General features: G+C 54.6%; 21 protein-coding genes and 1 tRNA gene. 14 read left to right on the forward strand and 8 right to left on the reverse strand.

Going from position 1 to position 22,667, the window contains the following annotated elements; genetic code table 11:
• Positions 1-140 precede the first annotated feature (140 nt).
• The 4 genes from C4520_06185 to C4520_06200 all read right to left on the reverse strand — a co-directional run bounded on the left by C4520_06185 (position 141) and on the right by C4520_06200 (position 3,806).
• Positions 141-956: a glycosyltransferase family 2 protein gene (locus C4520_06185; protein ID RJP23539.1), complete on the reverse strand. Its 816-nt coding sequence runs from the start codon at positions 954-956 to the stop codon at positions 141-143.
• A 154-nt stretch (positions 957-1,110) separates the two neighbouring features.
• Complete coding sequence (locus tag C4520_06190; protein RJP23540.1) at positions 1,111-1,941, reverse strand: sugar phosphate isomerase/epimerase; 831 nt, start codon at positions 1,939-1,941, stop codon at positions 1,111-1,113.
• 28 nt (positions 1,942-1,969) lie between these two features.
• The gene (gshA, locus tag C4520_06195; protein ID RJP23541.1) at positions 1,970-3,241 is read right to left on the reverse strand and encodes a glutamate--cysteine ligase; all 1,272 of its coding nucleotides are present in this window, start codon (positions 3,239-3,241) and stop codon (positions 1,970-1,972) included.
• Between the two features lie 34 nt (positions 3,242-3,275).
• Positions 3,276-3,806 carry a hypothetical protein gene (locus tag C4520_06200; protein RJP23542.1) on the reverse strand — a complete coding sequence of 177 codons (531 nt, stop codon included), beginning with the start codon at positions 3,804-3,806 and terminating at the stop codon, positions 3,276-3,278.
• Between the two features lie 229 nt (positions 3,807-4,035).
• Between C4520_06200 and C4520_06205 the strand changes: the two genes are divergently transcribed.
• Together C4520_06205 and rfbD are read left to right on the forward strand one after the other, a co-directional pair.
• Positions 4,036-4,413: a hypothetical protein gene (locus tag C4520_06205; GenBank protein RJP23543.1), complete on the forward strand. Its 378-nt coding sequence runs from the start codon at positions 4,036-4,038 to the stop codon at positions 4,411-4,413.
• A gap of 467 nt (positions 4,414-4,880) precedes the next feature.
• Entirely contained in the window at positions 4,881-5,747 is an 867-nt protein-coding gene (rfbD, locus tag C4520_06210) for a dTDP-4-dehydrorhamnose reductase (GenBank protein RJP23544.1), read from the forward strand.
• A gap of 162 nt (positions 5,748-5,909) precedes the next feature.
• Here rfbD and C4520_06215 read toward each other — a convergent pair whose 3' ends face one another.
• Positions 5,910-6,569 carry a hypothetical protein gene (locus tag C4520_06215; GenBank protein ID RJP23545.1) on the reverse strand — a complete coding sequence of 220 codons (660 nt, stop codon included), beginning with the start codon at positions 6,567-6,569 and terminating at the stop codon, positions 5,910-5,912.
• Between the two features lie 148 nt (positions 6,570-6,717).
• Between C4520_06215 and C4520_06220 the strand changes: the two genes are divergently transcribed.
• Entirely contained in the window at positions 6,718-8,250 is a 1,533-nt protein-coding gene (locus tag C4520_06220; protein RJP23546.1) for a radical SAM protein, read from the forward strand.
• 110 nt (positions 8,251-8,360) lie between these two features.
• Positions 8,361-10,517, forward strand: coding sequence for a tetratricopeptide repeat protein (locus tag C4520_06225; GenBank protein RJP23547.1), 2,157 nt, complete (start codon positions 8,361-8,363; stop codon positions 10,515-10,517).
• A gap of 125 nt (positions 10,518-10,642) precedes the next feature.
• On the opposite strand, the gene C4520_06230 is transcribed toward C4520_06225, so the two are convergent.
• Positions 10,643-12,196, reverse strand: a complete 1,554-nt coding sequence (locus C4520_06230) for a hypothetical protein (GenBank protein ID RJP23548.1) — start codon at positions 12,194-12,196, stop codon at positions 10,643-10,645.
• Between the two features lie 67 nt (positions 12,197-12,263).
• Positions 12,264-12,339: transfer RNA gene (locus C4520_06235), tRNA-Pro, on the reverse strand.
• A 113-nt stretch (positions 12,340-12,452) separates the two neighbouring features.
• Between C4520_06235 and C4520_06240 the strand changes: the two genes are divergently transcribed.
• The 3 genes from C4520_06240 to C4520_06250 all read left to right on the forward strand — a co-directional run bounded on the left by C4520_06240 (position 12,453) and on the right by C4520_06250 (position 15,172).
• Positions 12,453-13,148: a glycosyltransferase family 2 protein gene (locus C4520_06240; protein RJP23549.1), complete on the forward strand. Its 696-nt coding sequence runs from the start codon at positions 12,453-12,455 to the stop codon at positions 13,146-13,148.
• A gap of 27 nt (positions 13,149-13,175) precedes the next feature.
• Positions 13,176-14,303 carry a glycosyltransferase family 9 protein gene (locus C4520_06245; protein ID RJP23550.1) on the forward strand — a complete coding sequence of 376 codons (1,128 nt, stop codon included), beginning with the start codon at positions 13,176-13,178 and terminating at the stop codon, positions 14,301-14,303.
• 371 nt (positions 14,304-14,674) lie between these two features.
• The gene (locus C4520_06250) at positions 14,675-15,172 is read left to right on the forward strand and encodes a tryptophan-rich sensory protein (GenBank protein ID RJP23570.1); all 498 of its coding nucleotides are present in this window, start codon (positions 14,675-14,677) and stop codon (positions 15,170-15,172) included.
• Between the two features lie 81 nt (positions 15,173-15,253).
• On the opposite strand, the gene C4520_06255 is transcribed toward C4520_06250, so the two are convergent.
• A complete protein-coding gene (locus tag C4520_06255) occupies positions 15,254-16,966 on the reverse strand; it encodes a PAS domain S-box protein (protein RJP23551.1) in 1,713 nt (570 codons plus the stop codon).
• A gap of 204 nt (positions 16,967-17,170) precedes the next feature.
• Here C4520_06255 and C4520_06260 point away from each other — a divergent pair, with 204 nt between their 5' ends.
• From C4520_06260 to C4520_06290, 7 genes are all read left to right on the forward strand, one after another.
• On the forward strand, positions 17,171-17,395 hold the full coding sequence (locus C4520_06260; GenBank protein RJP23552.1) for a hypothetical protein: 225 nt from the start codon (positions 17,171-17,173) through the stop codon (positions 17,393-17,395).
• 173 nt (positions 17,396-17,568) lie between these two features.
• On the forward strand, positions 17,569-18,795 hold the full coding sequence (locus C4520_06265; GenBank protein ID RJP23553.1) for an MFS transporter: 1,227 nt from the start codon (positions 17,569-17,571) through the stop codon (positions 18,793-18,795).
• Positions 18,796-18,810: 15 nt separating this feature from the next.
• The gene (locus C4520_06270; protein ID RJP23554.1) at positions 18,811-19,182 is read left to right on the forward strand and encodes a transcriptional regulator; all 372 of its coding nucleotides are present in this window, start codon (positions 18,811-18,813) and stop codon (positions 19,180-19,182) included.
• A gap of 9 nt (positions 19,183-19,191) precedes the next feature.
• On the forward strand, positions 19,192-19,983 hold the full coding sequence (locus tag C4520_06275; GenBank protein RJP23555.1) for a class I SAM-dependent methyltransferase: 792 nt from the start codon (positions 19,192-19,194) through the stop codon (positions 19,981-19,983).
• Entirely contained in the window at positions 19,980-20,675 is a 696-nt protein-coding gene (locus C4520_06280; protein ID RJP23556.1) for an HAD family hydrolase, read from the forward strand. Before C4520_06275 ends, C4520_06280 begins: the two co-directional genes overlap by 4 nt.
• A gap of 20 nt (positions 20,676-20,695) precedes the next feature.
• Positions 20,696-21,529: a diaminopimelate epimerase gene (locus C4520_06285; protein RJP23557.1), complete on the forward strand. Its 834-nt coding sequence runs from the start codon at positions 20,696-20,698 to the stop codon at positions 21,527-21,529.
• Positions 21,530-22,666: a D-alanine--D-alanine ligase gene (locus tag C4520_06290; protein RJP23558.1), complete on the forward strand. Its 1,137-nt coding sequence runs from the start codon at positions 21,530-21,532 to the stop codon at positions 22,664-22,666. It abuts the gene before it with no gap.
• The last annotated feature ends 1 nt before the right edge of the window (position 22,667 follow it).

A 22,667-nucleotide genomic window follows, 5' to 3' on the forward strand; every position in this document is an offset into this window, starting at 1 on the left:
CTTCCACATCATTTCTTCATTCCACATAAATCTTCTTGGCATTACCGCGCCGTTTGGGGAGCCGCCGCCGGAAAGCCGTCTTCAATTTTCCCGGTTGTTAAACTTTGAATGATTCGGCTCGAGTCTTAAGGAAGGATGACTTAATTGCAGGCGCCGGCTCTTTCAGAAGTCTCGTCGGCAACGCGATAATATGAATCTTCAAACAATCTTCTCCCGCCTTCATTGAAGATTCTGAACTTGACGAGCCGCATTTTCTGCAGCCGGAATTTCAACGAGGTGATCACGCAGCCAAACCCGTACTTGATGCTGCGTGAAAAGTTGATGCTGGAGGCCTCCGGAAAATATTTGGTCGGACAGGAAATCTCTCCGATCTTGAATTTCCAGAAGATAACCTGCGCAAGCATCTCATTATCGAAAAGGAAATCGTCCGAATTCTCCAGGAGCGGGAGCGATTCGAGCACCTTCCTCGAAAAGGCGCGATAGCCGGTATGGTACTCGGAAAGCTTGAAAAAAAGCATTAGATTCTCAAACAGCGTGAGACAGCGATTGAAAATATATTTGTAAGGCGGCATCCCACCCTTGAGTGCCCCGACCCCGAGAATACGGGAGGCTATTACCACGTCGTATTCTTGCGCGGCTATGAGAGAAGCCATAGCGGTTATTAGCTTCGGCGAGTACTGGTAATCCGGATGAAGCATCACGACGATGTCGGCTCCCGTCTTGAGCGCCTCGCGGTAGCAGGTCTTCTGGTTACGGCCATAGCCGAAATTGCGCTCGTGAATAAATGTCTTTATCCCAAGCTGCCGCGAAAGTTCGATCGTCTCGTCGTGACTGCCGTCATCGACCAGCAGGATCTCATCGACGATCTGCTTCGGAACCTCGTCGTATGTCTTCTTCAATGTCTTTGCCGCATTGTAGGCGGGCATTACAACAACGATCTTGTGCCCCTCGAGCATGACAAAAATCTTTCTCTCACCATGCCTTTTTTCAATTTAGTTCATGCTATCAAAAAAAGAGGAAAATAGCAATCCAAACGGGCATGCGGCAAGCCCTTGCGGCGCCGGTATTGGCGGCTCCGGCAGGCACTCGTTCGTGTTTCCGCCTTGCTTCTCAGCGGAAGGCTGACAGCAGGTCGCCCTTCATCAGGTAGTCCAGACTCGTCCCGAATTTGTCGGACGTCATCTCGAGGGTGAGGCGGGGGAAAATGCGTCGCTCCGATAACTTCCTGAAGACTTCGGAAAAACGTATGTGTCCTGCTCCTAAAGCCAGGTGCTCGTCGTCTTCTCCAAGATTGTCGTTCAAGTGCATCTCGATGATATCGCTTCCCAGGGATTCCAGCCACTGATCGAGTGTAACCGAGCTGTAAACGTTGAAATGGCCGATGTCGAAGCAGAATTTGATCGCATTGGAGGCGAGCCCGCCTTTCAATGTGACCATAAATTTCGGGGTGGGAAGGAACATGTTCTCAAGTTGGATCGTGATCTGCAGCTGCTCGGCAAGATCCACGATAGGGGCCCACGTGCGCACACTGCTTTCGAGCCATTTATCCAGTGCGCTCTCGGGCAGCAGCGGATTGATTCCCAGATGGAGCACGAGATTCTTTGCACCGAGCGCCTGGCAAATCGCCAGCGTCTTGAAAAAGCAGTGCTGCGTGTAATCCCGGATTACTACGTCCAGACTGCCCGGGTTCAGGTCGTGCACCGGACCGTGCACCGAAACATCTATACCGGCCTCGCGCAGTTGGCGCCCGATTACAGTAACCTTATCCTTCGGCCAGCTGCAGATCCAGTTCGTATCATACAGCATCACTTCCACCCCGAGTCCACGCGCCTGAAGGAACGGTATCCGGCGGAGCACCATTCGCAGAGGAAGGGCCACGGCGACTTTCAGCATGCTCTCCTTCCAAATATCCGGAAGCTTCTTTTCTTTCCTTTCCCGCATACACCGCTCCTCCTTCAGGAGGAAAGCCCTAGTTTTCTTTGTCCTGCAGCACCTCGGGGCATAACTCCAGGCTCTTCATCTCGTGCCCCATCGCCAGACATGAAATCCGCGCAATCGTGTAATAGAGGTCAAAAGAACAGTGCCCGCGATAACAAGCCAGTGCCTCGTCGAATTCATCCGCTTCCCTCAGGCACAATTTGGCGAACTTCGTGCCGGGTGAATTCAGGTTGTCGATCTCCGATTTGCTCTCGCTGTAACGGAAAAACCCCCCCAGCACCTGATCGCCGATCATATGAACCACCGGTTCCCCCGGCTGGCCGATGAAATAGTCGGAAGTGGGAATGCCCTCTTGAATAATGACTGAGCGGATATCGGCGCCGCTCTTCCCTCTCGACATCTTCTTGCGCTGGTTTCGGTTCAGGCTGAGCACCTGTTCCCCGGAAGCCACCGTGATAATACCCATGCCGTAAGTGCCCGCATTATCCTTTATAAAGATCACCGGCTCCCGATCAATTTCATATTCCCGGTATTTCGCAACCACGGCTTCCCTGACGTGGTCCACCTTCTTCGCCACACGGTCCAATCCTTCACCTGTCTTGAAAAGAATATTGCTCTCGAATTCCGTCACCGGCGACAACAGCCATGGATCCACTGAAAGGATATCCGCAAATTCCTGAACCAGCGACATGTAGAATTGGGTGTGCTCCCATTTCGAGCGAATAAACCAGCCCATCTCCGCAGGAGGACTCACTGGCTGATCCAGATCGACCAGTTCCTGCGGTTTCCCATCCGAAAAATCGTTGTTAATAAGGATGAGCTCCGGGATGAATCCCTCCGATACCAGCGCGTTTGCCTCCCTGAATAGCCGGTGAATGTGGATCTTCTGACCCTCAACAGTCTCCAACTCAGTGACGGGAGGGGAAAATCGCGGGTCGGCCGTTGCGATAATGGCTTGAAATCCGGATTGCTCCACCAAAAACTTCAGCGAGTGAAGATTCTGTAAATAAAACTTGTTGCGAGTGTGACTCTCCGGATAAATCGCCACTCGTTCTATGTCCCCAAAATTCTGCTTGACATATTCCCGAAAAAGAGTTGCCCCCTTTTCGAGGAACGATCTACACAAATTGTTGAAACCGGCGGGGAAAATATTGGCATCGATAGCGGATATCTTGAAACCGGCATCGCGCAGATCAACGGAACTGTAGATGGGAAAACATACTTTCTCGGCGTGCCGCTTTATCCAGACCTCCACAGAGGATCTTTTTTCCTTGAGTTTCTGTTCTATTCCTGATACATCCACACATTTTCTCCCTTACCAACCTTTGGGCAGTCATTCAGAAAGACGACAAGCCGATATTGACAAGTTCCGCATGGAAAAGTTCCGGCTCAAGAGCATCCGGAAAATCTGCAACTCGCGCCGAAAATCTCCTCGTCGAGAATGGGTCGAGCGGCCTTGCCTCAAAACCATCCAACCGGCTATCGACGATCAACGGAATCTCCATGCAGGCTTCCCTGCCCTCGCGTGTCTTGAAATGGCATTTCAAGTCCGCTGTCTCAACAGCCGACGGGCCGGAATTTCTGACAACTCCGGTAATCTCCAGCTCCGCAATTCCCGCCGCATTCGTCAAAAACCTATCGTTTAACCGCTCGATCGTAAGAAATGTCTGACCGCCTCTTTTATCTCCGGCGGCAGCGCTCCATTGCGGGGCTCTCGCCGGGACGGATTGCCGAACGGCGTGAGCCATTAAAAAAAGAACGACCGCCAACGCGCCCGTGGCGGCGACCACTCCTATCACAAACCCGTTCTGCGTTGTCCTGAGGCCCTCTTGTTCCTGCCTCTCCTGTCCTGATTCCGTCTCCTGCATATCGCTGGCCCGGCTGGTTCGTCGTTCCTGGTTCTTCCGACAATCTTAACACAAAGCCCAAAATACCGTCAATTAAACTTCGCCGCCACGCCCGGCGAGGTGACATGATCCCGCATTAAAGGCCGGCGCTTTATAAAAACCTCAAGTTCGGCTGAATAAGCGCCTTCCTCCTCCGTCTAATGCGTGAGAGCGGAGAATCCCGGTAAACCAAAAGAGGGAGGAGATTCAAATGAAGAAACTGATTCTGGTTGTGACGCTGGCGCTCCTCATGATCGGTATGACAACCGCTTCAGCGCCTGCAAAAGACGAATTTGAAAGCGGCTTCAAAACAGAACTCGGAGCGATTGCAGCACGATCCGCTGTCGGAGTAGGTGTCGGAGTATTCAATGGGATTTTCGGCGGGGGAGTTGCCTATAACGGTGTCTACGCCACGCCGGTTCCCGTCTATCGTCCCTATTACCAGGAAAGGATAGTCTACGCACCGCCGCCTCCACCTCCGCCCGTCTATTATCGGGTTGAACGACGCCACTATGTACCCTACGGCCCCCCAGGGCCGCCTCCGCGGCGGGTAGTGCATCATCACGAACACCACCACTACTACCATTGAACAATCCGGCAGCTTCGTATCCAGGATGCCGGAGCCCTCTTCCCGAGGGCTCCGGCTGCTTCCTTGCTCCTCTGCAAGAGAATTTCGACTATGTTTGTCGGAACAGCCTCCACTTGCGATGTCTTTCCCTTAAGATGACCGGAATTTTGATCATCTTTCCCCCCTAACCACCTGGTCAGGATGCACCCCCATATTCCTCTATGCTTATCACAATCATTCCGTCGTGGGGGCGACTCGGCGAGTCGCCCGCCGCAAACCAACTCCAGCGTGCCCAAAACAAGATCGCTCGCGCAAGGACGCAGAATCTGTTATGATGGAATCTGAGATAAGTTGCAGAATCCCTCGGAATAGCCGCCGCTTTAGACTGCCAGCAAAAATGATGTGCCCGGAACTAAAAGAGAATAGGGGAGGAAAAGGGTTTGGTTAGTCTGACTGCGTCCTTTCCAGGTCATTGAGGAGAAGAACGAGTGAAAACCCTGCTTATCGGAGCCGACGGACAACTCGGCAGTGACTTGAAGAAAGTCTATCCGCCGGATGAGCTGATTCCGCTTAACCGGCCTGATCTCGATATCTGCGATTATGCGGCCGTCGATGACATCCTGGCCGAGCACCAGCCCCATATCGTCATTAACACAGCCGCATACCATCGCGTAGATGAATGTGAGCAATATCCCGACCGCGCTCTGCAGGTCAACGCGCTGGCCATCCGCAATCTTTCCCTTGCCTGCAGCAAAGTCGGCGCCGTCCTCGTCCATTTCAGCACCGACTATGTCTTCGATGGCGAGTCCGACCGGCCCTACACCGAGCAGGACGCGCCTCGCCCGCTGAGCGCCTATGCCATCTCAAAAGTCGCGGGCGAATTTTTCATTCGTTCGCTATTCGACAAATATTTCCTTATTCGCGTGTGCGGGCTTTTCGGCATTGCGGGCAGTAGGGGAAAGGGAACGAACTTTATTGAAACCATGCTCAAACTGGCGCGTGAGGGCAAGAAGATAAAAGTGGTCGACGACCAAGTGCTGACGCCGACGTATACGCGCGCGCTCGCCCCTCGCATCAAGGCCCTCATTGAAACCGGGCGCTTCGGTCTCTATCATATGACGTGCGAAGGACGGTGCTCATGGTATGAATTCGCTCGCGCCGTCTTCGATCTTGCCGGCGTCAACGCCGACCTCGCGCCCACTGCTTCGGATCAGTACTATACTCCCGCCAGGCGGCCGCGCTTCTCCGTCCTCGAAAATGAGAAACTCAAGCGATTGCCTTCCATCCCGCCGATGCCCCATTGGAAAGATGCGCTCGCCGACTACCTCGAAGAGCGAAAGCACACCCGCCGCTGATCGCGTTGAAACAGCCGTTGGCGGCAATAACCGAATGGTTTGTCACCCGCGAAACCTGCCCTCCGCTTTTCGACGGAGCGGGAATTCATCTTCAGACTTTTGCTGCCCGTAACCCTTGCCTGTCCGGGTTCGAATATGTAAAGGACTATCAGGCGCCGCTTTCTAGGGGCGTTCCCTGTAGTGACTGATAAATTGCTCGTAGGCTGGCAGCGCCCGGTTGAGCCCATCCTCAGTCTTCGAGCTAACCGTGAAAATCAAAAAAAAGTCTCCCTCTTCCCCATATGACACGCGCTCCCAGTTCCCGCTGTTCCCCGGAATGAACGCAAATGATCTCAGATCCTGTCCGTCTCCTGTCGTTTGCGAAGCAACTCGTGTAATAATGATAGACGGATCCGTCGAAAGAAATTTCTCCTTATCGTTCTCTATCAGCATCTCCATGGATGCGATATCGGGAATTCTCGGTTTGTAAAGAGCGTTTGCGTATATAACCGCCTCCGCATTAACAAAACTGTAACCGTTCGGGGCCTGTGCATTTACCTTATACGTCAAGCAGGAGTCTCGGTCCTGGTGCCACCCGTTCACAGCCGGTAATTTCGGCCACCAGAAGAGACACATGCCCTCGTCGCATGGCACAGCCACCTTTTCTATTTCAGCAAACGCCGGCGTTGACAGAACCAATAAGGCAAGAACTAAACTGGTAAGCGTTCTCATCTTTTTCCCCTTTGCGATCTGGATAATTGACTGCACCTGCACATCATACCGCCTCCCGGCACGAAAAGAGCAAAGAATATGCCATTTGCACGTCTGCTCACCGCTTAACATCTATTTGTCCCAGTTCGCCTCCCCCAACGCCGGGGGATGAAATCTCCAGAAATTACTTGTACACGACCCTGTTTTCCAGTATAATATGTATAGTTATCCTCTTGTAGGCACCGGATTCCCACACTGAGTTCCCGATTAGGAACCTTCCATGCATGTTTTTCTCGCGTATATCCGCGACGACAATTTTTATCACCTGCTCCCTGAAAAAATCAGGCGCCGCACGCCGGATAATGGTCGCGTTAAAGTCATGGCTTTCCCGCCGCTTGGAATACAAACGCTTGCTCCCGTTTTGCGGAGGCATGGACACCGTGTCCAGATGTTCGATTCCTGCCACCCGCAGATGAAAGCGGCTGATATCGCGCAGGCGGCCAGAAAAAATCGGCCGGACCTGATTGCACTATCCAGTCTCTCTACCACCACGTATCCGGCTGTCAAGGCGACGGCGAATCGACTAAAGATCGAAGCACCCGACATTCCCATTATCCTCGGCGGTGTCTTCCCATCAATGAATCCTGTCCACATATTACGGGATTGCCCGGATATCGATTGCATCGGAGTAGGCGAGGGGGAGGAGCTTCTGCCGGAATATTTGGACCATCTTGCTGACCCCGGCGCGGTCGCCGGCCTCGTATGGCGAAAGAACGGGGACATTATCCAAAATGATCGCCGCCCGCTTATACAGGATCTGGACCGTTTCCCGTATCCGGACCGCTCGAGTCTGCCCATCGATTATGTCGAATCCTTGCCAATGGATGTGCCTGCAGTCCTTTCACTCGACAGGTTCTGCACGATGCAAACCTCGCGCGGCTGCCCCTACAACTGCAGCTACTGTAATATCTCCGTCCTCTTCGGCGGAAAATGGCGCCACCGGTCAGCGGAACACGTGCTGGGAGAAATGCAGGAACTCAGTGATCAGGGCTATCGTTCCATCTACTTTACCGATGACCATTTCCTCCTGAACCGCAAACGAATCAATGCGATCTGCACCGGCATCATCAATCGCAACCTCAAGTTTCATTGGGGTTGCGAAGGGCGCGTCGATTCCGTCGCGATCGATCAATTCCCCATCATGAAGAAAGCCGGCTGCTTCGCGCTCAGCTTCGGAATCGAGTCCGGCACGCAGAAGGTGCTTGATCTACTCAATAAGAAGCAGTCTCTCGATGAGATAGAGCATGCAGTCAAGCAGGCGAAACGCAGTGGCATCTCGAGAATCCACGGCTTTTTCCTGATTGGTTCGCCCAACGAGACCGAGCCGGACGTAATGGCAAGTTTCCGCTTCGCGGCTAAGCTGCAGATCGACACCTTCAATTTTAATCGTCTATGCGTCTATCGGGGGACACCCCTATGGAAAGAATACGTCGGGCGTGGAATTATCGATGACGATGCGGATTGGTCCAAGTGGTTCAAGTGTTCCGATATTGACCCCACTGTTCTCCCGAGCGAGGCGCTCAACAGTATGCGCATGAAAGGCTACTTATACCTCTTCGTTCGCCGTATATTTTGCCGGCCGATCCAGACAATGAAACTGGTGCGCGCCTTCAGTCGAAATATGGAATGGTCCGATATCTTCCGCTTGCTCGCCAGCCCTTTCAAAAAGAGAACCATGTTTCATAAGCCCGACCTCCCGGAAAAAATGATTGCGCTCGGAATTGACCAGCCGATACGAGAACATCTGAATTGAGAGAAGTCTCTCATTCCGCCGGTCGCCTGACGTGTTGCGCCTCAGCCGCACCGCATTTCCCTCCGGCAGGTATGCTATAATAGCTTGACAGCGAGTGGTCGCTGATATCGATGCTTTTCCCTTTGTTTATGAAGGCGCGGAAGTACCAATCTAAAAACCATTTCAAACAGGCGCTACCCTTCATCATCCTGGCGGTCCTCGTCATTACCGCTTACGCCGGAATGCTGAGGGCCGGGTTTGTCTATGATGATCACACACAGCTTGAAGAAAACGTCGCACTTCGCAACCTGAAGAATATCCCCACCTTCTTCACCGATCCAGCCCGAACCTCGGGCTCAATGATTTTCGAGGAGATTTATCGCCCCCTGCGAGCGACTGTCTTCGCAATCGGATATCAGGTGTGGGGACTGAATCCCGCCGGGTTTCATGCCGTAAACATCTTTCTCCATTTACTGAACACGTTGCTGATCTTAGTACTTCTGCGGAGACTGATTCAATCGGAATCGGCTGCGTTCGCGGCCGCGCTGCTCTTTGCGGCGCATCCGGCGCTCACCGAAAATGTGTGCTGGGTGTGCAGCAGCTCCGACCTGCTGTGCATGTTGTTCTTCCTGATCGGCCTCGTCGCTTTCTTTCGATTTCGTGAAGAAGCGGGAACAAAGCGAAAGGTGTTTTACGCGCTCGCCCTGGTCGGCCTGCTACTTGCTCTTCTCGCCAAGGAGATGGGGGTGACCTTCGCGGCCGCCGTAGTCGTGATCGATCTGTGGCGCGAGGGGTGGCGTAAGCAGACTTTGCGCCGCTGGATCGAGTACGCTCCCCTGTGGCTGATTACGCTTTGTTACCTCGTATTCCGCGCTACCGTCATGAGTCAATTCGCCCAAAGAGAAGCCTGGGGCGCAACACCATGGGCGACCGCAGGCATTATGGCGCGCGGAATAAAATACTACATCCGGCTGCTCCTGTATCCATTTGATCTCACCATCATTCCCGGGGTCAGAATCGACATCCCACTGACAAGTGTCGAGACGCTTTTCTCAATCGCGCTCGTCGCAGGCCTCCTGGTCTTCGCCATTTCCTTTCGGCGCCGATTCCCCGTCGCCACGCTCGGCATTATCCTCTTCTTCGTCCTGCTGCTGCCGGTCTCGAACATCATCCCGATCAAGGCGGTCGTCGGCGACAGGTTCATTTACATTCCCGCCCTCGGCTTTGTCATAGTAGCTGGCGCTTTTTTTGGAAGACTGGAATCCATCTGCGGCGGATCGAGGGGACGCGCGGCCCTGGCGGCTGCGGGTTTGATCATTGTAGTATTCCTTCTCTCCCTCAACACGATCGTGAGGACTGTCGATTGGCGCGATGATTTCTCCTTGTATAAAGCCGCAGTTGATGTCAATCCGCGGCATCCGCGTCCCAGAGAAATGCTTGCCAAGGCGTACTTCATGCAAGGAGATTTTGAGGCGGCGCGAGAGAACAGCTTGGAAGCGCTCCGGGCGAATCCTTATACCGTTGATGCCCATACTCTGCTCGGAACTGTTTACCTCCAGCAGGGACTGCTGCGGCCGGCGGAACAGGAATTCAAGATCGCGCTCGAGCTGGAACCCGCCGCCGGCGACGCCAGGACAAACCTTGGAATCGTTTATAAGGAGCAGGGCAGACTTGACGAGGCGCTGGCGCAATTCGAGCTCGCGCGCCGGCACAGCCCAATGGTTTCCGAGATACTCAATAACATCGGCAGTGTTCTGCTGACGAAAAAAGATACCGCCGCCGCTACGGAATATCTCTACAAGGCCCTTGAGGTAAAACCGGATAACTGGGAAGCCGCCTGCAACCTCACCTTTGCCCTCATCTCATTGCAAAAATATGCCGATGCCGTTCAGGTGGCCCGTGCATCGCTCGCCTATTACCCGGACGAACCCGAACTGCTGGCGCTTCTCGGACGGGCCTACTCCGCCCAAGGCGACCTTCAACGCGCCGCCCAAGCGTTTGCCCTCGCTCTCAGCAGAAATCCGGCCGATGCCCAAACCGCGCTATTCCTCGCAGAACTGTACATGAAGTCGAAGCACTATGATCGCGCCGCCGATATCTATTGCCGCATGTCGGACCGATTTCCCACAGATGTCCGATTTCATGTCCTCTCGGCTTCAGCCCTGGAACGAGCCGGACGCCTCGAAGCGGCCCTCGAGCGGTTGGAAAAGGCCGCCGCCCTCGCTCCCGGCGACCAGGCCCTTCAGCAAAAACTCGCTGCATTGAGACAGCAAGCCCGACACCAATAATTATTGTCAATTTCTCCGACGATGGCGATGGGGACTGTCCCAGAATTACGGGCCGTGTCTTTTAGGCCGTAGATTCGGGGCTGTCCCCATCGCAACGAAGCGCGCAAACCAACCGCTGGAAAATCTCACTGTCCTGCTTTTTGGACCGTAATCTCTCCGATCATGCCGTTGGCTTCGTGTGGAATGCAGAAATAGCGGTAGGCGCCGGGTACGGTGAACGTGTAGGAGAATGATTCCTTCGGTCGAATGTTGCCGGAATTGAATGGCCGGGCGCCCTCGGGCAGTTGCACGTGAGACTTGTCAATGGCCAGAGACGCGTCGGCCGTGACTGTATGCGTCAAGCGCGACCTGTTCACCCACTGAATCGTCTGGCCCGACTGTATTGTCACGGGCGAAGGCGCGTACCGTAATCGGTCATCCATTTCAACAACGACCGCCGGCTTGCCCGCAGCGCTCTGTAACGACATTCCGCCGTCCCGCATCAGCGAGACCGAACGAACCGGCAGGCGCTGCGCATCAAGCTCCAGGGTGTCGAACATCACGTGCCAGAATGACAGTTCTTCGCCATCGGGAAGCAAGAAACCCGTTTGAACCGGCTTTTCCTCAAATTTGCCGTCGCGAATGACCACCGGCGGCGCCAGCACGCGCATGTGAAGGCGCGTCGGGGTCACCTCGTCGTCAAAAGCCAGACGTCCATCGGCGGTGCGTACATGTTCAGTCAGCATTCCGTGTACGAGAATCCCGCTGTCGGTTACCTCGCCGTTCTTCAGCGTCTCGCCGATTCCCCAAAACGCAAGATATGCGAACTCAGTCGGCATCAGAGGCGTTCCAATGCCGCTCGATCCGTTCACAATATGATTCGTTACCACGCCGCCGAATACCGGATACTCCACGCCGTGCGGCAATACGTTGCTCGTTCGGATCGTATACGTATTCCCGGCGCTGTCCTTTAAATTCGCCTCAAACCGAACAAAATCCTGTGTTGCAGCGGCGTCGGTGGCCGTTACATCCATTGCTTCAACTGTAAGCGTCCCCTCCGGCAACACCAGATATTTGTCGCCGAACGGCGAAAGCGCCCCCAATTTTGTGTACTCTTCCCCCCTCCCCAAAAATTTTCCCTCGGTTTCACGCATCTGGAAAGGAACGCCGGTAATAATCGGAGTGCCCGCAAACGCGCGAGGAAAATGCCTCGTCCCAAATACCTGCGGGTCAAGTCTCCTATAGTCCGGCAGCGCCAAAAGAACATCGCCGCCGTTCTGGTTCACACTTACCTGGATGGGCCCCCCAAGAAGAGCAAACGGCTGTCCAAGCCCGCCGTGGGACTCGAGATAACCGAGATACGGCGCCATCGATACCAGTTCCTCTTGCAGCAATTCCTTCTCTTCGACCGCACCGCACGGACCAACCGCGCGCTCAGACACTGGACAGGGCCGATCTGCCGGACACACCGCCGGCGACCGCGGCGCCGTCTGACACCCTAACCCGATAAACACCAAAATCATTAAACTACCTACTACACACGCTGCCGGCCTCATGGGATACCTCCACCCTTGAACGCAAAAGATCAGGTTTTTCTTAATGGTAACATTCAGGCGAAAGAGACGCAATTGCCGGAGATAGGGAAGAGGTGGAAGAAAAGAATCGACCGATATCGCACGATAGCGATCGGGCGACGGCAAAAGGAATGAACTGTTGTCCTCCTGGAAAAGGAAACAGCCTCACAAAACCGAACGTTTCGTGAGGCTCCGGTCGGGGCGACTGGATTTGAACCAGCGACCTCATGGTCCCGAACCATGCGCGCTGCCATCTGCGCTACGCCCCGTAATTGTCACTTTCCGCCGCGTGTGCTATTATAACAATTAACACGTTGGTTCGTCAATTTGCCGAACCTGCGTTCGCCGGGATTCACCCGGAATTTCACTGCGGAAGAGGCCAATGAAAACCTGCGCCGTCATCCCCTGTTATAACGTGGGCAATCTGTGCGTCCCCGTAATCGAGCAGACTGAACAGTTTGTTGATGCGGTTATTGTGGTCGATGACGGGTCGACGGACGACACCTTTGACCACCTGGCCACAACCCGCGCTGTAACACTGAAACATGAACAGAACGCCGGCAAAGGAGCCGCCTTATTGACCGCTTTCAGATACCTCCTGGACAACGCTGAATGTGCTGATCTCGATCTGATTGTTACTATTGACGGCGACGGTCAACACGATCCAAAGGAAATCGAACGTCTTCTGCAAAAATGCGCCGGCAATCCTAATTGTGTCGTCGTCGGAACCCGCGAAGTCAACCGCCGCGACATCATGCTTCGTCGCCGGCTCGGAAATGTGCTCAGCCGCTACTTCATTTCGAAAGCCTGCGGCCAGAACATCCCCGATTCGCAATCCGGCTTCAGGGTCTTCTCCCGGTACGTGCTCGAACGGATCATGCCAAAACTCACACCCGGCAGGTACGAGATGGAAACCGCCTTCTTGATCCATGCGGCAAGAGCCGGTTTTGAAATCGTCCCGGTTGATATCAGCACCATTTATACCCAGGATTCTAATCGCGTATCTTCGTTCGATCCCTACCTCGATACATATCTGGTCTTCAAAGTCATAGCAAAAAGCATTCTGTTCAGGAGATAACCCGCAACCGCTCAGGCTTTCCATATTATGAAAACACACAAACCGAAACTCTCCCCCAAACGTATCCTGATTATCAGGCTGAGTTCAATCGGAGATGTCGCTCGAACACTGCCCGCCCTGACATCGCTCCGACGCGAATTTCCGCACGCGCATATCGCCTGGGCTGTAGAAGACAAATCGAGCGGCCTCTTGGAAGGACACCCTCACCTCGACGAAGTCATCACGTTCGAAAGAATCAAGATCGAGCGCCTCCTCAAAAGTCCACTTGCATTCCCGCGGGCGCTCTTCGAACTCGGCAAGTTCGTCTCGCGTATTTACAACCGCGATTTCGACCTCGTTTTTGATTTCCACGGCATCCTGAAAAGCGGCCTCATCGCCGCCTGCTCGCGGGCGCCGGTGCGCGTCGGCTTTTCACGCAGTTTTGTGAAGGAATTCAGTTACCTGTTCACCAACAGAAAAGTCTCTCCCTCAGACTTTTTTTTGCCGCGAGTGGATAGAAACCTGCAACTGATCAAGCCCTTCATTAATGGCAACAACCCGGCGGATAAGCCGCTGCTGGGACTGACTACTCGACATTGCGAGAAGGCACGGGCTTTTGCAAATGAAAAATTCAAGAATCATCATGCGCTTGTGGCGGTGCATCCCGGCACGAGCCGCCTGCTGAAGCACTGGTTTCCGCGCCGATTCGCAGAGGTCTGCGACATGTTGGCCGAATCTCTCCATGCAAATGTTCTGCTGACATGGGGGCCGGGAGAGCGAGAACTGGTCGAAGAAATTCGCGCCCTCACGCGAAGTGCTCCCGAGATAGCCCCACAAACTCAAAGTCTGCTCGAGCTGGCCGCCCTCCTCCAAATGTGCTCCCTCATGATAACCGTCGATTGCGGCCCCATGCATATCGCCTCGCTTCTGGGCGTGCCGGTAGTAGCTCTCTTTGGCCCGACCGACACCCGCATCAACGGGCCTTATTGGCATCCGTACCATATTATCACCGGCAACATCTCATGCCGTCCTTGCGACGAAAATTGCGAAAGCGCAAAATGTATGGAGGCGATTGCGCCGGGAGAAGTGTTCCGAGCGGCGGTGGATTTGCTGGCTAAGACCGCCGATGCGGCCGAATGCCCAGAAGGCGGAAAACTCGCGTATCCCTCTCCTTAAGAAAAGAATATTAGCCGCATCTCGCCTTAAAGTCCTGGAACGAGAACGCATCTGACACTCCCGCGGCGCACCACGCTCGCGATTCTCGCTCCCGGCTTGCTAAAGGATTCTCTATGCCTCGATGGCTGCGTCTGACTTTGGGAAGCATCTGCATCCTCCTCGGAATCGTCGGTTCATTCCTGCCGATCCTGCAGGGATGGCTCTTCTTCCTGCTTGGCATCTTTCTTCTCTCCCGCGACGTCCCCCTGTTTGCCCGGATCGCGCATTGGCTGAGAGCACGCTTTCCCAGAACATCCAGACTAGCCGATCGTTTGCATATCAGACTTCATCGGAAAGGGGTCCGGCATGTAATTAAAGAAGAAGTCGCGAATATGACGAACCGCCAGTTAAAAACCTATTTGAGCAGGCGGAAACAGATCGGCGGCCTCATCGGATGGCTGTTGCTTTGTTTCGCCGTTGCATGGATCGGGTCGCTCGCGGAGCCGGGACAGTGGTATGCAGAGTTGCGGAAACCCAAATTCAACCCGCCTGACTGGGTGTTCCCCGTCGTCTGGACTATTCTCTACGCGCTGATGGCAATTGCCGCATGGCTGGTCTGGAGGAGGACCGGCTTCCGCGGCAAGAGAATTCCGCTGGTCCTGTTTTTCACTCAACTTGCGCTCAACGGCCTGTGGCCGTGGCTGTTCTTTGGATTCCAGGCGACGGGCTGGGCGCTCCTCGAAATCGTGATCCTTTGGGCCTTCCTTCTGCTTACACTGGTGTCATTCTGGATAGAAAACCCGACCGCAGGCGTGCTCCTCTCTCCCTATCTCGCCTGGGTCTCCTATGCCGCCCTCCTCAACTTCGTTTTGTGGCGCATTAATGCATAAAAATTTTACGTCTATCACTCACCCCCAGCGCCAAATCGTCCCTCGGCTCTCATAAAGGATTCGCTTCGCATGCGAAAAATATCATACGGGCAGGACTATCTCGACCGCGGTTCCCTCATTCACCTTGCTTCTTATCAACATGCTGCCTTCATGAGCTTCGATGATCTTCTTGCAGATCGGCAGGCCCAGACCCGTACCTCTGATCTTTGTAGTGAAGAAAGCCTCCTGCACCTTCGGTAAATTGTCTTCCGCAATTCCGCAGCCGGTATCAATGATCGAGAACCTCACAACATCGCGCCCGTTCTCCCGTCCGAAACGGGAACGTATGCAAAGACTCCCTCCATCCGGCATTGCGTCAATCGAATTCGATATCAGATTCGTCAGAGCCGCGGTCACTTTGATGCCGTCTACTGAAATCTCGCGCCCTTGATCATCCAGTTCAAGGACCACGTCTATCTTCTGCAACTTGCGGGAAAGCGCTCCCAGCGCCTCTTCGACCAGCGCCCCCACCGGCCGCGATGAGCGCCTCAATTCCATCGGCCTCGCATATTCCAGAAGCTCAGTGATGATACTGCTGAGCAGATCAACTCCCTGATCCATGTCGGCCAGGACCTCTTTGCGTTCATCCTCTGCCATTTCCAGATGCAGTACGTCCATCCCCGTCCTGATGCTTTGAAGCGGATTGCGTACTTCGTGAGCCACCACCGAAACCATCTGCCCAATTGCAGCCAGACTTTGAGCCTGCCGCAGTTCGGCAACTTTTTGCTCAACCGCCATTTGCAGCCGCTCACACAAAAAGCGGTACCGCGTCTCCGATTCACGCAGCGCCTGCTCGATCCTCTTTCGATCCAGCGCATTGGCGAAAATCTCGCCGACGATCTTCAGCAGGGCGATATCGTCCTCGTCCCAAGTCTTTTCCTGCCGCACCGAATCAAAGCCGATGAACCCGATCAAGACACCTCGTAATAGCAGCGGCACGCATGCCAGCGACTGAATTTCTTCCAACTCCCACTCCGCCCTCTCAATCGCGGCCTCCGGCGGAAGCTCCCTTACCTGCGCCGTAAAAACTCTGCCGTCTTTTATCTGCGAAAAGAACCACGAGAAATCCTCTACCGGCAATCCCTTGAGCCGCTGAGCCTGCGGCTCGATACCCTCGGCGCACCACTCATGGGTGTTCTCCATTTTCCCGCCATCATTGTAAAACTGGAAAATGTAACTTCGATCGACCGACGCAAATTCCCCAATCTGACGCAGCGCGTCAACCGCTGTCCCGTCTATCTCGTCGACCGGCATATTAATGAACCGCATCGATATCGATGTGATCAGACGGGTGAACTCGATTCTGCGCCTCACAGCCTCTTCCACTTTTTTGCGCCCGTCGATTTTGCGCACGAGAGCCAGCATGCGCTGTTTGCCCTCGATCATGGCGTGCTTGAGGCTGACTTCAACCCAAAACAGCCGCCCGCTCCTGTCTTTTGAACGCCATTCGAATACTTGCGGCTGCCCCCTGGCCGCTCTTTGTATCAGGCAACGAGCCTCTTCCAGCGTGTACGGCTTCTCTCCCGAACCCAGATCCTCAACGGTCAGCCGGCGGATCTCATCCTTCGCATACCCGAACATCTCGCACGCCTTCTCGTTGGCATCAAGTATTTCACCAGTATCAATATCATGCACGAAAATTGCGTCATTTGCGGCATTGAAAATCGCTTGATAGCTCGAATCCGAGCGGTCATCCTTTTTCATCTGTACCACCCAACCTGTCCAACTGCTCGCACCGGCCTTGCGCCGGAGCATCAGCGTTTAGTCGGTAAATTTCCCCAACTCAAACATAACAGCTACTGAAGGAAAACGATATCATTGCTCTATCGGGTCCGATCCCTTTTCATCGCGCATTTGATGAAGATCAATGTGCTCAAGCACCCCCTTGATCGTTTGACATATTTCCGCCTGCGGTTTATACTGATGCTGGAACAACCCACTGGACGGAGGTGAAGTTCGGTGACCGGGAAGATAGACCACAATAATCCGCAAAGGATTTTTAAAGAGCAAGACGATCTTATCGTCTCGCGCGAGAGCAAACCCATCGGTCCGGATAAGTTGATCTCGATCAGACGGTCCGAGTTGACCAGCATTGCTCCCGACGATATCAATTGGGACCACATTTATGCCGGTCCGAGCCGCGCTCCCCACAACATAAAACGCGAAACGGACGATTCGAAATAGAAAACCCTGATCTGGCGACCGAAAAATCCCGGATTAACTTGTCTCGCAGTAAAGCGGGCCCCCTATATTTTCCGCGTCGCGAATCGGCGACGCCTGGAAAGCCCGGCCCATTATCGGAGTGACGGTAATGGGCCGTTCCTTTTATCCGTGCGAGAAAGGCCGCACACACGCACATGAACAGACACGAACGATGGCTCGTTTTCCTCATCGGAAGCTGCCACACAATGGTCCACTTCTACGAACAGATATTCCCGGCGCTCCTGCTGACGATGGTGCTATACTTCCAGATAGATATCGCCACCGCCGGCTGGATGCAGACGCTGCTCGCCATGGCCTTCGGACTGGGCGCCCTGCCCGCAGGATACATCGCGGATCGAATCGGTTCAAAACGCATCATCATGGTGTACCTCATCGGGGCCGGCCTCTCGTGCATCCTCATTGCACTGGCGCAGTCAGTCATCGCGCTGGCTGCCGGACTCGCGGCCATGGGCGCCTTCATCAGCCTCTACCATCCGGCCGGAACCACGCTCATCACCACGCAGGTAAAAGAAGTCGGCCGCTCCCTCGGCTACCACGGGATGGGCGGCGGCTTCGGGCTCGCCACCGCGCCCGCGCTTGCCACTCTTCTGGCCTCGCTGCACGCGGGGCAGGGCTGGCGAATCTCCTTTGTCGTCTTCGGTGTCCTCGGACTGCTCGTTGCGGCCGGCGTGCAAACCCTGAAGGTGACGGAGATCGAGCGCCCTCAAAACTCCACGCGCCGTTTTTTCCCTGAAAAAATCGCGAAAAATTCCATCAAGCCCCTCGTTCTGTTCCTGTTCGTGGCCGTGATGGTAGGCTTTTGCTATCGCGGCGTCACCACATACCTGCCCGCTTATTACTCGCAGCGCCTCGACAGCGGCATCTTCGCGGGCGCCAATGTACTCAAAGGCGGCGCCTTCGCAACCATTACCCTCCTCGTGGGGGTTGCTGGACAATACTTCGGAGGCCACCTTTCCGGTAAATTCAGGCTCGAGTATCTCTTCGCATTCCTGATGCTGATAACTGTCCCCTTCCTGCTCCTGATGAGCGCGCTCTCAAATCTCTCTCTCGTGCTCATCACCATGCTGTTCGCCTTCTTTCACTTCAGCAGCCAACCCGTCGGAAACACCTTGATCGCTCAATATACCGACCCGCGCGGTCGTGGCATCGGGTATGGACTCTATTTCTCAACTTCGTTCGGTATCGGCTCACTCGCCTCCGGTTTCTCCGGCATGATCGCCAAACACTTCGGGCTGAACCACGTTTTCACCGTTCTCGCCGCCGTCATCCTTATCGGCTTCTTCATTATGATGTATCTCGCCAGAACCAAAGCCATGGCTGCGCCCGTTTCCCTTGACGTCGAAACCGAACGAATGCTATAATTTGACGTCGATCTAATCGTCGCGCCGCTCCAAAAACACAAGGAACCTCAACACGTGGAAAACGAAGCAGAATCTCAACTTAAAGAGGCTGCACGACTTTTCGGCATCTTTTCCGAGCCGGCCAGACTCAAAATACTCCGCCTGCTGCGCGACGGCGCTCGCTGTGGAAGAGATCTGGCAAAAGATTTGAAACTGACTCCCGCCACCACATGCCATCATCTTGAACGGCTCAAGCTCGCAAACCTTCTGTCCGAAAAGCGTTCCGGCAAACATATCTATTACAGCATCGTCGACAGCGAGCTGGCGCAAGCCCTTGAGCGGTCAATTGAGGCTCTGCACGGACACGCCGGGCCGGATGAAAAAGCCGGTGTCCAAGGAGATAGTTGAACTTCAGGTATGATGAACATCGAAGAGTCACATTTCTACTGTGAAACATTGGAGCACGAGCAGCTTCATGGAGCCGCCGATATCGCTTTTTTCTCCGACGTGGCGCTGACTTCAGGCGGGCCGATCCTTGAGCTTGGATGCGGAATCGGCCGGATATCGATCCCATTGGCGATGAGCGGTGTCGATGTGGTCGGACTGGACATATCGCTTGGGCTGCTGGAATCTTTTCGCAGAAAAATCGATAGTTGTCCCTCCGATATCCGGCAGAGAATCAGATTGCTTCGCGCCGACATGAGGAGGTTCGCGCTCAGAGAACGCTTTCGCTGCATCATATGTTCTTCAAACACCCTGCTCCTGAGTGGCTCAGACGATGATCTCGCAGAAACAATCGCATGCGCGGCAACTCACCTGCTCGATAACGGAATAGCAGTGTTCGATGTCGATTCGATCGATGATGATATGGAAGCGGCTCTGCAAGAATATTCCATCGCCGCTGTGCCGGATGCTGTTTTCACTGCGCCCGACGGACGCATTCTGCAGCGAACGCACAGGTTGAAACTCGTTCCCTCTCAATGCGGCGCGGTTCGGGTGGCGGTGTCCTACGAATACTTCACCGCTGACGGGCGAAAATATGCGGAGCGATCTGAAAAACTCGCGTTCATTCGCCCGGACAAACTGCTCTCGCTCGTGAAGAACAGTGGACTGAATATCATCGAAACGTACGGCTGGTACGACCGCCGGCCTTTCAATCGAAATGAGCGCAAACTATTGATCGTGGCCGGAAAACGGGAGCATCAATGAGCGGACTGTATAAAGTTCTGTATTTCGATGTGGATAATACCCTGGTCGATTATGATGCCGATGCATGCCATGCATTCGGCAAGGCATCCGACCACGCAATCACAAAGCATCCGCATCTCGCCGACAAATTGACTGCCGAAGTCTTCAAGCGCGCCCGCGAGAGCACCTACATCCAGTACGGCGACATCGGCCTCCCATTGCGGGATTGGTACCGTGAGTGCATGCGCTTTGCGCTCGAGGCCCTCGAGGTATACGATTTCGAGCTCGCGGATCAGATGGGACAGCTGTACGGCCTGTTCAGGAACACCATGCTGAGGGTGTACGAAGATGTGCTCGACGTGATCCCGCGCCTCGCATCGCGCTATAAGCTCGGCCTCATCTCGAACGGCTCAACCCGAATCGATAAACTGCAGATCGCGCAGTATTTCGCCTACTCCGTTTATGCCCGCGAGATCGGCTATGAGAAGCCCGCCCCCGAAATCTTTCTTGCGGCCGCCAAAAGAAGCGGTTGCAGCAACGGCGAAATCCTCGTGATCGGCGACGGGCAGTACACCGATATCCTCGGCGCCAGAAACGCAAAGTTCAAAATGGTGTGGATTAACCGCCTCCGAGCGGAACTGATGCGCGGAATCCCGCGGCCCGATTACGAGATACATGATATGCGGGAACTCCTTACTATAGCTCCTATTTGATGCCATCGGAGGAATCGCAAATGAAATTCACCAAGATGCACGGTCTCGGCAATGACTTCATTGTGGTCAATGGCTTTTCCGAAAAAGTCGAAAACGACCGCCTTACTGTCGAAATGTGCGACCGGCGCACCGGCGTCGGAGCAGATGGATTGATCGTCGTCATGCCCTCAGATAAGGCCGATTTCCGCATGCATTACGTCAATTCCGACGGCAGCCTCGCCGAAATGTGCGGTAACGGTATCCGCTGCCTTTCAAAATACGCCTATGAGCATGGGCTCACACGCAAAACCGAATTCGTCGTCGAAACGCTCGGGGGGCTGAACCGGCAGATATTATCGGTCGAGGACGGCAAAGTGGTCGCCGTCACCGTCGATATGGGCGCTCCTAAATTCAAACGCAGCGAGATCCCCATGATTGGCGATGAAACTGAAGTCATTAATGAGCCGATCAGCGTGAATGGAAAAAACTTTAAAATCACCGCCCTGTCCACCACAAATCCGCATGCCGTCTTGTTTGTCAAGAACGTCGAGAAGGCGCCGGTCGCAAGGACGGGTCCGCTCATCGAGCGCAGCCCCCTGTTCCCAAACCGGACAAATGTCGAATTCGTCCAGATCATCGACAGGAAAAATATCCGTATGAGAATCTGGGAACGCGGCTGCGGAGAAACGCTCGCTTCCGGAAGCGGCTCTTCGGCTTCGGCCGTCGCTTCGATCCGCAATGGATTTACGGACCGCGATGTGACGGTGCACGTGCGCCTCGGCCGGCTCCACATCAGGTGGCCCGAAGGCGGCAATATCACGATGACCGGTCCGGCGACTGAAGTCTTCTCGGGTGAGTGGCCCGAAGACCGGTAAATGTGGCCTAGTCAAAACGAAAGGAACAGTCGGGTGGGTGACAGAAAAATCAATGTGGCTGTCGTAATGGGCGGGCGAACCGCGGAACACGATGTCTCAATCCAGTCCGGTACGATGGTCATCCGGAATCTGAATCTCTCTCGCTACAACGTGAAACCGATCACCATTACCCGGGACGGCGCCTGGCTCATCCCGCAGGGATACCTCTCCGACGGCATGCCGGTGGCCGAACTCTTGCCAGAATACCTGAAGCACGATTCGACCGGAAACGAACTCGTCCCGCTGGAAACCGGCTCCGCACTCAGCAGAACCGCATCTGAAAAGGTTGACGTCGTTTTCCTGGCGATGCACGGTCCCTACGGCGAGGACGGCACGATCCAGGGTCTGCTCGAAGTGCTCGATTTGCCGTATACCGGCTCGAACGTGGAGGCAAGCGCCATCTCCATGAACAAAATCCGCTGCAAGGAAATCTACATCCATCACCGGATTCCCACGCCGCGCTACCTCGTGTTCGATGAGCAAGACTGGCCAAAGAAAAGAATGAGACTCCTCGAGAAGGTCGAGCGACGCCTCGGATTCCCGTGCGTCACCAAGCCGCCGCGCCTCGGCTCGAGCGTCGGCATAAAAATCGCCTCCGACAGGAACAGCTTTATCGAAGCAGTCGATCTCGTCCTCAAATACGATAACGAGGTGCTGATCGAACAATTTATCGCCGGTCGCGAGATTACAAGCCCCATTCTGGGGAACAGGCCGGGCAAGAAACCCACGGCCCTCCCGCTGGTCGAGATCGTACCGAAAAGCTCGACGTATTTTGATTACGAAGCCAAATATGCTCCGGGCGGATCCGATGAGATCACTCCCGCGCGTATAGACGAAAAACTCACGAAAAAAGCCCAACAGCTCGGGATCAAGGCGCACCGCGCGCTCGGATGCGGAGGACTGTCGCGGACCGACATGATCCTGAACGGTCAATCGCTGTACGTTCTCGAAACCAATACGATCCCCGGGCTCACTGAAGCTTCACTCTTCCCCAAGGCGGCGCGGGCGGCCGGCATGTCTCTCTCGCAACTGTGCGATCATCTCATCGATATCGCCCTGATCACCTATAAAACCAAGAAGATTTGTACCGACCGATAGC

Source organism: Candidatus Abyssobacteria bacterium SURF_5 (assembly GCA_003598085.1).
GTDB lineage: Bacteria > Abyssobacteria > SURF-5 > SURF-5 > SURF-5 > SURF-5.

Coding starts and splice junctions, on each gene's coding strand:
- C4520_06185 (RJP23539.1), bottom strand. CDS start 956: ATGCTCGAGGGGCACAAGATCGTTGTTGTAATGCCCGCCTACAATGCG.
- C4520_06190 (RJP23540.1), bottom strand. CDS start 1,941: ATGCGGGAAAGGAAAGAAAAGAAGCTTCCGGATATTTGGAAGGAGAGC.
- C4520_06200 (RJP23542.1), bottom strand. CDS start 3,806: ATGCAGGAGACGGAATCAGGACAGGAGAGGCAGGAACAAGAGGGCCTC.
- C4520_06205 (RJP23543.1), top strand. CDS start 4,036: ATGAAGAAACTGATTCTGGTTGTGACGCTGGCGCTCCTCATGATCGGT.
- C4520_06215 (RJP23545.1), bottom strand. CDS start 6,569: ATGTTAAGCGGTGAGCAGACGTGCAAATGGCATATTCTTTGCTCTTTT.
- C4520_06220 (RJP23546.1), top strand. CDS start 6,718: ATGCATGTTTTTCTCGCGTATATCCGCGACGACAATTTTTATCACCTG.
- C4520_06225 (RJP23547.1), top strand. CDS start 8,361: ATGCTTTTCCCTTTGTTTATGAAGGCGCGGAAGTACCAATCTAAAAAC.
- C4520_06240 (RJP23549.1), top strand. CDS start 12,453: ATGAAAACCTGCGCCGTCATCCCCTGTTATAACGTGGGCAATCTGTGC.
- C4520_06245 (RJP23550.1), top strand. CDS start 13,176: ATGAAAACACACAAACCGAAACTCTCCCCCAAACGTATCCTGATTATC.
- C4520_06250 (RJP23570.1), top strand. CDS start 14,675: ATGACGAACCGCCAGTTAAAAACCTATTTGAGCAGGCGGAAACAGATC.
- C4520_06255 (RJP23551.1), bottom strand. CDS start 16,966: ATGCTCCGGCGCAAGGCCGGTGCGAGCAGTTGGACAGGTTGGGTGGTA.
- C4520_06265 (RJP23553.1), top strand. CDS start 17,569: ATGAACAGACACGAACGATGGCTCGTTTTCCTCATCGGAAGCTGCCAC.
- C4520_06275 (RJP23555.1), top strand. CDS start 19,192: ATGATGAACATCGAAGAGTCACATTTCTACTGTGAAACATTGGAGCAC.
- C4520_06280 (RJP23556.1), top strand. CDS start 19,980: ATGAGCGGACTGTATAAAGTTCTGTATTTCGATGTGGATAATACCCTG.
- C4520_06285 (RJP23557.1), top strand. CDS start 20,696: ATGAAATTCACCAAGATGCACGGTCTCGGCAATGACTTCATTGTGGTC.
- C4520_06290 (RJP23558.1), top strand. CDS start 21,530: ATGTGGCCTAGTCAAAACGAAAGGAACAGTCGGGTGGGTGACAGAAAA.